We start from the raw sequence: 11,969 nt of genomic DNA on the forward strand, positions 1-11,969 counted from the left end.
CGCTTCAACGATTGTCGCGCGGCGCGCTGACCTGCGAAAGAAGCCACGCCCGGAACCTCTTGGCCGCCGGGCGGGTGTCCGATCTCTCGGGAGCGATCAGGTAATACGAGGACGCGGTGGCCTGTTTGTGCTGCAGCGGGAATACCAGTTGCCCAGCCTCGATCATCCCGTCGGCAAAGGGCCGCCGCGCCATGGCCACGCCCAGTCCCTCGGCAGCCGCCTGCAGGGCTTGCGAGCGGGATTCGAACTCCAGTTGCGGCTTGGTTTCCTGGGTGCGCACTTTGGCGCCTCTCAGCCAGTCCTGCCATTCTTCCCGCTTCGAGGCGCAGCCGATGAGGCAATGGCTCAGGAGGTCCGACGCGGTTTCGATCGGACCCGATGACTTGAGATAGTCCGGCGCGCAGATCGGCGCGATATCCTCGGCGAACAGCTCGTCGGCGATGAACTCTTTCGGCGGCGTGTCGGAACAGACGATGGCAATGTCGATGTCGCTGCCGCTCAGCGAGCGCTCCCCATCGGGGGAGACGATTCTTACCGAGATGTCGGGATTGGACGACCGGAAATCAGCCAGCCGGGGGATCAGCCAAAGCTGTGCAAGCGACGGGTAGATCTGGATCGTGAGGCCGCCCTCGTCGCGGGCGGCCATCAAACGTCGGGTTCCGGTGTCGATCCGGTCAAGCGCTGCGCTCAGATCGCCGCGGTAGGCTTGGCCCTCTTTCGTCAGGCTTAGACCATGCGGCTCGCGCAGAAAGAGCTTCATGCCCACGAATATCTCCAGCGCCTTCACCTGGTGGCTGACGGCGGATGGCGAGATCAGCAGCTCATCGCTTGCATCCTGTAGCGTGCCTTTCCTCGCAACCGCCTCGAATGCACGGATCGATGCGAAGGGGGGGAGGCGTCTGTTCACCGCGAATATCCTCCAAGCTGCCGGACACTGTTCAAATTTCGCGGCTCAGGAGACGCTCGTCAAACGGGTAATGCGACATGGGCTGCAGCCCGCTGTCGGTAACCAGGAACTGGTCTTCGAGCTTCACGCCCTCGCTGCCGCCCGGCTCGCCGATATAGCTCTCGACGCTGACGACCATCCCGGTTTCCAGTGTCCCATCTCCGGTATAGCGGTCCAAATCGCAGCCATGCGCGATAATTGGCTTCTCGCCGTGCATGCCAACCCCGTGGATGATCGATGGATAGCGCAGGTCAAAGAACCTGTCGGGGATCTTCCAGGCCTTGTCAGCGATCTCTCGAAAGGACATCCCGGGTTTGGCGATCGACGCGTTGTGCTGGATCTGCTCCCAGGCCATCTTGTACAGCGACTTCTGGTATCCGCTCGGTCGTCCCGGGCCGCAGAAAAAGGTTCGCGAAATATCGGCGTAGTAGCCGTTCACGCCGATGGTGTCGGTATCTAGCGCCAGCAGTTCGCCGGGGCGCATCCGCCGTTCGCCCGCCTCGTTGAACCACGGGTTCGTCTTGGGACCGGAACTCAGCAAACGGGTCTCGATGAACTCGCCCCCGCCCATCAGCACGCCGTGATACATTTCGGCGAAGAGCTCGTTCTCGCTCACGCCCGGGTCCATCTTTTTCTCCACGTTCCAGACGGCGGTTTCGACCGCGGACATGCTGAGGGCGAGGCAGGCGACTTCCTCCTGCAACTTGATCCGTCGCGTGTGCAACATCATCTGCAGGCAATCTTCGACCTCCAAGCCCTCGGCCTGCAGCGCCATGGCAAGCGTGTAGGAACAGCGGTCCATGCCGACGCGCTTGCCCTCTCCGACGTCGCAGCGCATCAGCGCGGCGATCTCCTCGGCGAAGGGTTTCAGAACGTCCCGGTCGCGACCGTTCACCGAGGCGAAGACCACCTTGGACTCGCGGCTGTCGTCGATCGTTTCAAGCCATGTCGAGATATGCGCGCTGCCCGGGTATTCGAAAAGGATCACGTCGCCTTCGCGCGGAATGTAGATGTACCGCGTGGAGTTGCGCAGGAAATACCCGAACATATTGCGCGACCCGGTGGCGTAGCGCTGGTTGTACGGGTCGAAGAGCAGGACGGCGTCCAGATCGTTGTCCCGCATCATCTCGCGCACCCGGGCCAGCCGCTTCTGCCGTAGCGCCCTCTCGTCGAAATCGCGCGGGATGGTGTCGATGGGCGAGTTCGAACGATTCGGCACCTTGGACGACCCGACGTCGATTTCGACGCGGTCGGGGGCTTCTCGCAGATTGGGGTGATCTTGCATGTTTGCATACCTTCTTGTCGTTGCACCTGCCCCGGTTCTTGGCGGCCGGGAACACCGCCAATGGTGCAATCCAGCGTCTGCCGGGCAGGGGCGGACGTGCATCCGGCCTTGAAGGTGAGATTGAAGGGGGTTTGATCCAATTGAATTAAATAGCGGTGAGCTCAAAGGAATTCAGGGCAGGCAGCAGGTTGGGTCCGGTCGGCTAGTGCTATGTCCCTGATAGGTGAACCGTTGGAACCTGGGGTTTCGGCCAAGCTTTCCTGGCGGCGAGAGGGAATGCATGACAGCATCGACGTCCGCGGAAGCGCAGCAAGATGCTTACCTGTTCGTCCAGCGAGGAAATGCCAGTTCCTTCTTGGGCGTTGTAGCAGCCCTGCTGGCAACGGACCTGACCCCAAAAGCCCCAATGGGCGCTGCTTCATTTTTGGGCGCCAAAGTATTTTGCGCTGAAACCCTGAGCGCAATTTCCGGCCTTTTGCCGAAAAATTTGACTTTTCGACACAAATTGTTTGTGTACACTCAAATTTGCCCTGTTCTCGACCCCGATCCAAGACGCACCAGGAAAGGACGCCCGTGACCACCGATGCCCTGTCTTTCACCTTGAACGGCCAGACCGTGACCTGCGAGGCCAAAGGCATGGCGCTTGACCTGCTGCGAGAGGAATTCGGGCTGAACGGGCCGAAATATGGCTGTGGCATGGGGCAATGCGGCGCCTGCACCGTGCTGGTTGACGGCGAAGTCGCGCGTTCCTGCGTGCTACGCGCCCGCCGCTTGCAGGGTCGGTCAATATTGACGCTGGAAGGACTGGCGGGGCCGGAGGGGCTGCACCCGGTTCAGTCGGCATTTGTCGAAAAACAGGGCGCACAATGTGGTTATTGCCTGAACGGCATGGTGATGACGGCGGTTGCCCTGCTGGAACGTGACGCAGAGGTCAGTCGGGACGACATCCGGCAGGCACTGCGCGACAACCTGTGCCGCTGCGGCACGCACCAGGAAATCCTCGACGCGGTGGAACAGGCGGCGCGCGTGATGCTCGCCAAGGCGGAGCAGGCGGCATGACCGGGCTGGTTTCCGTCTTTGAGGACCGTCCGGAAGGCCGGATCAACCATGTCCAAATCGGTGCCGACGGCGCGGTCACGGCGTTCAACGGCCATGTCGATCTGGGAACCGGGATCGAAACGGCACTTGCGCAGATCGTGGCCGAGGAACTCGACGTGCCGCTCGACGATGTGCGGATGGTTCTGGGCGATACTGCCGTAACGCCGAACCAGGGGCCGACGATCGCCTCGGAGACCATCCAGATCGCCGCGCTGCCCTTGCGGCAGGCGGCGGCGCAGTTGCGGCACTGGTTGGCAGGGCAGGGGGCGCGGCGCCTGAACGCCCCTGCGGACGGGGTGATGCTACGCGATGGTGCGGTCCACTGGAAGGACACGCAGGTCAGCTATGCCACGCTGGTCGCTGGTCAGGACCTTGCCATGCGGCTGGACGAGGCCGTCCCGGTCAAGGAAGTCGCGGACTATCGGCTGGTCGGTCAACCGATGGGCAAGCGCGATCTGCCGGCAAAGGCGGTTGGCGACTTCTCCTACATTCAGGACGTGCGCGTGGATGGCATGCTGCACGGACATGTCATCCGCCCGCCCTATGCCGGGCGCGACTCCGGCGATTTCGTCGGGCGCGGGCTGAAGGGCTACGATACGGCGGCAATTGCCTCGCGGCCCGGATTTGTGGCCGTGGTTCAGGAAGGTGACTTTCTCGGCGTCGTGGCAGAGACCGCGCAGCAGGCGCGCGCCCTGGCCGAGGCGCTGCCAGTGGACTGGGCGGTGCCCCCGGCCAATCCCGACCTGACAGACCTGAAACACGCGTTGAAGGGGGCGCCGTCGACGCCTCGTGCGCTCGACCGCAGCGGCGATTTCGAGCAGGGGATGGCGGAGGCCGACACCCGTCTCGCGCGCACCTATGTCTGGCCGTACCACCTGCACGGCTCCATCGGGCCAAGCTGCGCCGTGGCGGACTGGAACGGCGGTCAACCCATCGTCTGGTCCGGCACGCAAAACCCGCACATGCTGCAGGGCGACCTCGCCAATCTCGTCGGGCTGGACCCCGCAAGCGTCGAGATCAAGCGCTACCAGGCGGCGGGATGCTACGGGCGCAATTGCGCCGACGACGTCTGCGGCGACGCGCTGCTGATGGCGCGTGCTGTCGGGCGGCCCGTTCGTGTGCAACTGACCCGCGCGCAGGAGACGCTCTGGGAGCCCAAGGGCGCGGCGCAGCTCATGGAGGTCTCGGGCGGGCTGCGTGAGGGCGCGCTGCATGCCTACAGCCTCGACACCTGGTATCCGTCCAACCGGGGCCCGAACCTGGCGCTGTTGCTCACGGGGCGCATTTCGAACGAACCGCGCCCGAGCGACATGGGCGATCGCACCACCGTGCCGCCCTACCGCGTGCCGAACAAGCGGATCACCGTCCACGATATGGCCCCGCTGGTGCGGGCCGCCTGGATGCGCGGCGTCTCGGCGCTGCCGAACACCTTCGCCCATGAGAGCTATATCGACGAGATGGCTCATGAGGCGGGGGAGGACCCCGTCGCGTTTCGTCTGAAGCATCTCGACGATCCGCGCGCCCGCGAACTGGTTGAAAAGACCGCCACGGCGGCTGGCTGGGAACCGGGCACGGGGCCAAGGCTGAAGCGCGACGGGCGCATGGCCTATGGACGCGGCTTTGCCTATGCGACCTACGTGCATGGCACCTTTCCGGGGACGGCGGCTGCGGCGGCGGCCTGGGTCTGCGATGTCACCATCGATACGTTGACGGGCGAGGTCACGTTGACCCGCGTCTTCGTCGGGCAGGATCAGGGGTTGGTGATCAACCCGGCAGGTGTCACGGCGCAGATCAATGGCAACGTGATCCAGACCGCCAGCCGGGCGCTGACCGAAGAAGTGGTCATCGATGCCATCACCCCCGCGCCGCAGAGCTGGGCAAACTACCCCATCGACACCTTCGACAAGGTACCGGAAATCCGCTCGATGCTGATCGAGCGTCCCGAAGACCCGGCGCTTGGCGTGGGCGAAAGTGCGGCGGTCCCCGCTGCTGCCGCGATTGCCAACGCGATCTTCGACGCGACAGGGGTGCGCCTGCGCGAGGCCCCCTTTACGCCCGACAAGATGCGCGCCGGGCTGGCAGAGGTCGGTGGCCTTGCCGAACTGCCTGCGCCGGTCGCGCTGCCCGTGGCAAAGCGGTCGCGGCTGAAATGGCTGGCAGGGGTGGCGGGCGCGGTGACGCTTGGCGCCGTTGCGATGCCCATGGCCCGCGCGATCCCGCCGCAGCCGGCGCCGCTGGCCGCGACCTTCTCCGCCGAGACATTGGAGCGCGGGCGGCAAGTCTTTGCGGCGGGGGATTGCGCCGTCTGTCACACCGCCGAGGGCGGTGCCGCCAACGCCGGCGGCCGCGCGATGGAGACCCCTTTCGGCACGGTCTACACCACCAACCTGACGCCCGATCCCGAGACGGGCCTTGGGAACTGGAGCTTTGCCGCCTTCGACCGCGCCATGCGTCACGGGATCAGCCGCGACGGCCACAACCTGTACCCGGCCTTCCCCTACACGTCTTTCGCCAAGATCGACGGAACGGACATGCAGGCGCTTTACGCCTATCTCCAGACGCTCGACCCGGTGCGGGCCGAGACGCCGCGCGCGCAAATGGTCGCCGGGACCAACCTTCGGCCCGTGAATGCGGCCTGGAACCTGATGTTCCATGACGCGTCACCGTTTCAGCCCGCGCCGGAACAGTCGCCGGAGTGGAACCGGGGCAAGTACCTGGTCGAGGGCGCGGGCCATTGCAGCGCATGCCATGCGCCGCGCAACGTGCTTGGGGCAGAAACGGGCGTCATGAGCGGGGCCGAGATCGACGGTTGGTTCGCGCCCGCGCTGGAGACCACGATGCAGGGCTGGGACAAGGCGTCGCTGGTGGCCTATCTGCGGAACGGCCATGCGCCGGGGCGGGCCGTGGCCTCCGGCCCGATGGCCGAGGTCGTGGCGAGCCTGAAGGATCTGCCCGATACGGACATCTCCGCCATGGCGACCTATCTCGCCGATATCGGCGGCAGTGCGCCGCTGCCGGAGGTCGTCCAGCCCGAACTGGTGCCGGGGCAGGGGTCGCGACTGTTCCGCTCGGCCTGCGCAAGCTGCCACGAGCCGGGCCTGCCGGGTCTCACCTCTGCGCTGGAGCCGTTGACCCATTCGGCAGCGGTCCGCGCTCCCTCGCCACAGGCGCTGCGGACGCTGATCGCGGGCGGCATCGAATCGCCCGAGGCTCTGGACCTGCGCGACATGCCGGGATTTGGCGATGAACTGTCCGCGGCGCAGATCGACGCGATCATCGCCTATCTACGGGCCCGTTATGCCCCGGACCTGCCAACCTTTGACGGGCTGGACGCGGCGCCTGTCGCCCGCGTGATGAACTTTCAGGCAGCGGCGGAATGAAAATGTCCAGTTCATGCAGAATTTTTCGACACCGTTGCGACAAACAGATGACTCGGCCATTATTGTTGGTGTACAAACAAGTTTATCGGAACTTTGATACAAGGAAAACAGCATGACCGTCGAACGGATCGACATTGCGGTGATCGGCGCGGGGCTGGGCGGTGCGGCAGCGGCTGCGCTGCTGGCGGATGCCGGCTTCTCGGCGCATACCTTCGAACAGGCGCCCGAGTTCAACCGCCTGGGCGCGGGCATTCACATCGGCCCCAACGTGATGAAGATCTTCCGCCAGATCGGGCTGGAAGACACGCTGGCCAGGATCGGCTCGCACCCGTCACACTGGTTCTCGCGCGATGGCAACACCGGGGAATACCTGTCGGAAATCCCGCTCGGCGATTTCGCCCTGAAGGAATACGGCGCGCCCTACATCACCATCCACCGCGGCGACATGCACGCCGTTCAGATCGAGGCGCTGGATCCGTCCACCGTGCATTTCGGCTACAAGCTGACCACGCTGGAGGAACGCGACGACCATGTGCTGCTGACCTTCGAGAACGGCAAGCAGGTCGAGGCGGGGCTGGTCGTCGGTGCCGATGGCATCAACTCGAAGATCCGCGAGGTGCTTCTGGGCGTGGAAAAGCCGCGCTTTTCCGGCTGGGTCGGGCACCGCGCCCTGGTCAACATGGACAAGCTGCGCGCCACCGGCCTCGAATACGAGCGCTGCGTGAAATGGTGGTGGGAACAGTCGCGCCACATCATGGCCTACGCGACCAAGAACGACGCCAGCGAATACTACTATGTGACCGGCGTGCCGGTGGACAGCTGGGAGCACGAGGCCTCTTTCGTCGACAGTTCGCGCGAGGAGATGGAGGCGATCTTTGGCGGGTCGCACAAGATGGTGCAGGGGCTGATCGACGCCACCGAAGAGGTCACCAAGTGGCCCTTCTGGAACCGCGATCCCATGGGCCTGTGGTCGCGCGGTCGCCTCGTGATGATCGGTGATGCCTGCCACCCGATGCGCCCGCACATGGCGCAGGGCGCCTGCATGGCGATCGAAGATGCCGCCGTCCTGACCCGCTGCCTGTCGCTGACCGGCGCGGCGGGCTATGCCGATGCCTTTGGCATGTACGAAAATACCCGCAAGGAGCGTGCCACCAAGGTGCAGACAATTTCCAATGCGAACACCTGGCTCAAGGAGCCCGAAGACCCGGCCTGGGTCTATGCCTACGACCCGATGACCGCCGAACTGGCGTAACGGAGTGGTCGGGCGGAGAGGCCCGGCTTTCACGACGAGGATTGGTCGCGGCAAGCGGCCCGTGGCGGAGCCCTGCCGGGGCTCCGACCAGAAAAGTATGATCCAACAACAGGGACATAACGGAAAATGACGCGCAACACGGCATTGATATTACTGGCGATGGTGATCATCGCCTGTTTCGCCGTGCCCTATCTGGTGATCGGCCAGGTGGCGGCATGGTACGGCAGCTTTCTCTTCTGGACGCTGGCAGGGGTGGCGGTGATCGCCCTCAACGCGGTGGCCATGGCCGGCTTCAAGGGGGACGATTGATGGATACCAGCTTTGTCATCTGGGGCATCGTGATCTACATCGCCCTGTCGTCGGTCATCGCATGGCTGTCGCGCGGCGGGACGTCCGAAAGCACCTCGACCATGTCGGAGTATTTCCTTGGCGGGCGCGGCATGGGCGGTATCCTGTCGGCGCTGAGCTATTCCGCCACCACCTATTCCGCCTTCATGATGGTCGGCCTTGCGGGCCTGACCTACAAGGGCGGCGTCGGCGCGCTTGGCTTTGAAATCGTCTACTTCGCCGGTGTGTCGCTGGTGGCAATCTTCGGCCCGCGCTTCTGGGCCGTGGGGCGCAAGTACAACTTCGTCACGCCGTCGGAAATGCTAGGCCATCGCTACGGTTCGCGCTGGGTGGCGGTGTTGGCGGGCGTGACCTCGCTGGTTTTCCTGATCCCCTATTCCGCCGTGCAACTGTCCGGGGTGGGCTACCTCTTGTCGGGCATGACCGATGGCGGCATCTCGTTTGGCGCGGGGATCGTGGTGGCGACCGTTCTGGCGATCTTCTTCAGCTACGTTGCGGGCATCCGTTCCGTTGTCTGGACGGACAGCCTGCAGGCGCTGGTGATGATCGTGGCCTCCGTGCTGGTCGGCGTGCTGGTGGTGTCGGAACTGGGCGGCTTCTTCGGCATGTTCGAAACGCTGGCCGAAACGCGCCCCGAGGTGCTGACCGTGCCGGGACCGGGGCTGTTCAGCTTCACAACCTTCCTTGGCCTCGCGTTGCCGTGGTTCTTCTTCTCGATCTCGAACCCGCAGGTGAGCCAGCGTCTGTTCATGCCGGCCTCGCTGGGGGCCCTGCGCCGGATGCTGCTGATCTTCCTGTGCTTCGGTCTGGTCTACACTCTGGTGTCGGTGACCTGGGGCTTCTCGGCGCTGGTCGCCTTCCCCGAGCTGGAGCGCGCCGACCTCGCGACCGCGACGCTGCTGTCCTCGGATTACGTGCCGCCGCTCTTGGGGGTGATCGTGATGATCGGGATCCTGGCGGCCGCCGTTTCCACCATCGACTCCATCCTGCTGACGCTGTCTTCCGTTTTCGCCCGTGACGTCTATGGCAACGTGGCGACCGGGGCCGACGACGCGCACCAGCTGAAGATCGGCAAATGGGTGATCCCGGTGATCTCGCTGCTGGCGCTTGGCTTTGCCGCGATGGAGTTCTCGATGATCGCGATCCTGTCCGTGGCGGCCTCCGCCGGGCTGGTGGTCGTGGTTCCGTCAATCATCGGCGCCTTCTTCTGGAAGCGCGCGACGGCCTGGGGTGCCCTTGTGTCGATCACCGGGGGCGTGGCTTTCGTGCTGATCATGTACTCGACCGGAAACAAGCTCTTCGGCCTGAACGCCGGCGTGCTGGGCTTTCCCTTTGCCTCGATCCTTTTCGTGGTGGTGAGCCTCATGACCAAGCCCTCTTCGACCGCCGTTACCGACGGATTTGTTGAGAGTGAGGCAGAGGATATGGTTGCGCAGCCCGCTGAGTAACCCATTCCTTGCAATGTCTATTGCGCCCCCCGGCAGATCGTTCCTGCCGGGGGGCGTCTTTCCGTATCCTGCCCGCTCCGCAGGTCATGGCCCAGGAGACCTGTCACAACGGACATGAGTTCGGGAGATCTCTACGCGGTTGCATTCCCCTTGCCGTCCAACGAGATGCGGGAGTCCATCCGCTTCAGCCGGTCGGTCCAGGCGAAGGGTGTAAACTGCGAACTCTGATCGCTATTCATGATCTCGGGCGGGTTGAAGCGGTGGACCGTCTCGTCCAGCGCCTCGACGCAGAAGTCGGATTCGAGGATGTTGGAGATGCGCCAGGCGAGCACCTCGCGGGTGAACCAGTCCATGATGGCAACCAGGTAGAGGAAGCCACGTCGCATCGGCAGATAGGTGATGTCGGCGCATCGGACCTGGTTGGGCCGATCGACCCGTGACCCACCCAGCAGGTAGGGGTAGGTCTTGTGCCTCTTCGCGGGCTTGTTGGTGTTGGGCTTCTGGTAGATCGGCATCAGCCGCCGGATGCGCTTCACGTTCACGGCGTGGCCCTCGTTTTGCAGGTGCCACGACTCTGTTGCACAAATCGGGTAATGGCCGAGTTTCCCCTTCCCCCGGACGGACCTATCCCACAGCTTCCGTAACGGGTATGCCGAGCGCGGTGTTGGAGTAGCCCCCTGAAAGTGGTCCACCAACTGGGATAGATTGTCCCTTAAATTGGAGGATCAGCGATGGCTGTAAAGCGAGAGAAGCCCGAAGAGATTATATCGAAGCTTTGGCAAGTTGAGGTTTTGCAGGGACAAGGCGCCACGATTGCCGAGGCGGCGCGCCAGATCGGCGTGACGGAGCAGACGTTCTACCGATGGCGGAAGCTCTATGGCGGAATGCAACGGTATCAGTTCGCTCGGCTGAAGGAGCTTGAGAAAGAGAACCCGCGGCTTCGGCGGTCAGCGTGGCGCTCTCGTTGGACAAGGTCACGGCCTACGGCGAGAGGAACTCCGCCCAAAAGGACGTGACCACCGAACTGGATGGTCCGGTCGGGCAGTTCGGCCCGCGACTCTGGGGCATCGCGAAGGGACAGCGCCCTCAGGTTTTCACCGGCTTGGCCCGTCTCGTGCAGGTTACTTACAATGATCGATACCTGCGCAGTCCGTTCACTGCGCGCCTCCTCTTCGAGGCATGGCGCACGCTACCATTGAAAGACTCGGATACGCGGCTGGAGATAGTGACAGAGGCGATTGGGTCGCCCGAACGACCAGAGTTCCTCCTCTGGCACAATTGGGAAACGGATATGCTCCGTCGGGAGGTCCTGTCGGCGCTGCTCCCTGGCGCTTCGGTAATACTCGGAACAAAATCCGATTGCGCCCATGCGCGCTTCTTCCGTTTCCGCTTCGAAGATGGATCGGAGACTTCCCTGTTTCTGGACCAAGGGTTCGGAGCTTGGCGCGAAGCCTCGCGCCGGAGTTCACGGTTCGCTCATGATGTCACCCCCGATGCACAGGCCCGCGCGCTTCGGGATTTGCAGTTCGACGTGGCTTTGCAGGACGGCGGACGTTTCCCTTCCCCCGTCTGGCTAACCTACAAGCAGATCGCCGACGAGGCCTTGCGTTGTTTGCGTCTGGGGATGCAAGCGCGTATCCCTTTGTCTTGCAGGGCTTCTCGGAACCAGTCAGCATCGTAGCCCCGGTCGCCGAGCAACCATTTGACATTCGGCAGGCTGCTCAACAGCGCCCGCGCACCGATGTAGTCGCTGACTTGCCCGGCAGAGACGAAGGAGTTGATCGGGCGACCGTGACTGTCACAGATGGCGTGCAGCTTGGTGTTCAGCCCGCCCTTGGTGCGCCCGATCAGGCGGCCACGTCCCCCTTTTTTGCGCCCAGACTGGACGCGGTACAATGTGCTTTCAAGTAGGTCGCATCGATCATCACCGTCTTCTGCTCGCCATGCTCGGCCGCCAGGCCCGCCATCATCCGCGCAAAGATGCCTTTGTCACTCCACCGCTTCCAACGGTTGTAAAGTGTTTTGTGCGGACCATACTCCTTGGGGGCATCCCGCCAGCGTAATCCATTGCGATTGATGAAGATAATGCCGCTAAGGACGCGCCGATCATCGACACGAGGCTTGCCGTGGGCCTTGGGAAAGAAAGGTTCAAGGCGCGCCATCTGCGCCTCGGTCAACCAGAAGAGATCAGACATGTCACCGCTCCGTTTTC

The 11,969-nt window shown here is 63.7% G+C and carries 10 protein-coding genes and 2 pseudogenes; 8 read left to right on the forward strand and 4 right to left on the reverse strand.

All coding sequences use genetic code 11. The features are described 5' to 3' along the window. Positions 1-4: 4 nt before the first annotated feature. Together ACQY5B_RS04920 and ACQY5B_RS04925 are read right to left on the reverse strand one after the other, a co-directional pair. Entirely contained in the window at positions 5-907 is a 903-nt protein-coding gene (locus tag ACQY5B_RS04920) for a LysR substrate-binding domain-containing protein (protein ID WP_305971316.1), read from the reverse strand. A 31-nt stretch (positions 908-938) separates the two neighbouring features. After that, positions 939-2,231: a M24 family metallopeptidase gene (locus ACQY5B_RS04925; protein ID WP_305971315.1), complete on the reverse strand. Its 1,293-nt coding sequence runs from the start codon at positions 2,229-2,231 to the stop codon at positions 939-941. A 280-nt stretch (positions 2,232-2,511) separates the two neighbouring features. Between ACQY5B_RS04925 and ACQY5B_RS04930 the strand changes: the two genes are divergently transcribed. From ACQY5B_RS04930 to ACQY5B_RS04955, 6 genes are all read left to right on the forward strand, one after another. Next, entirely contained in the window at positions 2,512-2,808 is a 297-nt protein-coding gene (locus tag ACQY5B_RS04930; RefSeq protein ID WP_420326127.1) for a hypothetical protein, read from the forward strand. Continuing rightward, a complete protein-coding gene (locus ACQY5B_RS04935; protein ID WP_420326126.1) occupies positions 2,805-3,290 on the forward strand; it encodes a (2Fe-2S)-binding protein in 486 nt (161 codons plus the stop codon). The genes ACQY5B_RS04930 and ACQY5B_RS04935 overlap by 4 nt, the downstream gene beginning before the upstream one ends. After that, positions 3,287-6,709, forward strand: coding sequence for a molybdopterin cofactor-binding domain-containing protein (locus ACQY5B_RS04940; protein WP_420326125.1), 3,423 nt, complete (start codon positions 3,287-3,289; stop codon positions 6,707-6,709). The genes ACQY5B_RS04935 and ACQY5B_RS04940 overlap by 4 nt, the downstream gene beginning before the upstream one ends. Positions 6,710-6,821: 112 nt before the next feature. Continuing rightward, positions 6,822-7,961, forward strand: a complete 1,140-nt coding sequence (locus tag ACQY5B_RS04945) for an FAD-dependent monooxygenase (protein ID WP_420326124.1) — start codon at positions 6,822-6,824, stop codon at positions 7,959-7,961. Between the two features lie 126 nt (positions 7,962-8,087). Continuing rightward, positions 8,088-8,270 carry a hypothetical protein gene (locus ACQY5B_RS04950; protein WP_420326123.1) on the forward strand — a complete coding sequence of 61 codons (183 nt, stop codon included), beginning with the start codon at positions 8,088-8,090 and terminating at the stop codon, positions 8,268-8,270. Beyond that, positions 8,270-9,757: a sodium:solute symporter family protein gene (locus tag ACQY5B_RS04955; protein WP_305971310.1), complete on the forward strand. Its 1,488-nt coding sequence runs from the start codon at positions 8,270-8,272 to the stop codon at positions 9,755-9,757. The genes ACQY5B_RS04950 and ACQY5B_RS04955 overlap by 1 nt, the downstream gene beginning before the upstream one ends. Positions 9,758-9,888: 131 nt before the next feature. Here the strand turns inward: ACQY5B_RS04955 and ACQY5B_RS04960 are convergent, their stop codons facing one another. Beyond that, the gene (locus ACQY5B_RS04960; RefSeq protein ID WP_420326122.1) at positions 9,889-10,299 is read right to left on the reverse strand and encodes a DDE-type integrase/transposase/recombinase; all 411 of its coding nucleotides are present in this window, start codon (positions 10,297-10,299) and stop codon (positions 9,889-9,891) included. Positions 10,300-10,488: 189 nt separating this feature from the next. Here ACQY5B_RS04960 and ACQY5B_RS04965 point away from each other — a divergent pair. Together ACQY5B_RS04965 and ACQY5B_RS04970 are read left to right on the forward strand one after the other, a co-directional pair. Continuing rightward, positions 10,489-10,707 (forward strand): annotated as a pseudogene (locus tag ACQY5B_RS04965) (transposase); the annotation flags it as partial. 62 nt (positions 10,708-10,769) lie between these two features. Beyond that, complete coding sequence (locus ACQY5B_RS04970) at positions 10,770-11,438, forward strand: hypothetical protein (protein WP_420328732.1); 669 nt, start codon at positions 10,770-10,772, stop codon at positions 11,436-11,438. Here the strand turns inward: ACQY5B_RS04970 and ACQY5B_RS04975 are convergent. After that, positions 11,360-11,952: pseudogene (locus ACQY5B_RS04975) on the reverse strand (IS5 family transposase); the annotation flags it as partial. The gene ACQY5B_RS04970 and the pseudogene ACQY5B_RS04975 sit on opposite strands and share 79 nt — an antisense overlap. Positions 11,953-11,969 lie beyond the last annotated feature (17 nt).

The sequence above is a fragment of the Antarctobacter sp. genome (genome assembly GCF_965277915.1).
In the GTDB taxonomy this organism is placed as follows: Bacteria; Pseudomonadota; Alphaproteobacteria; order Rhodobacterales; family Rhodobacteraceae; genus Antarctobacter.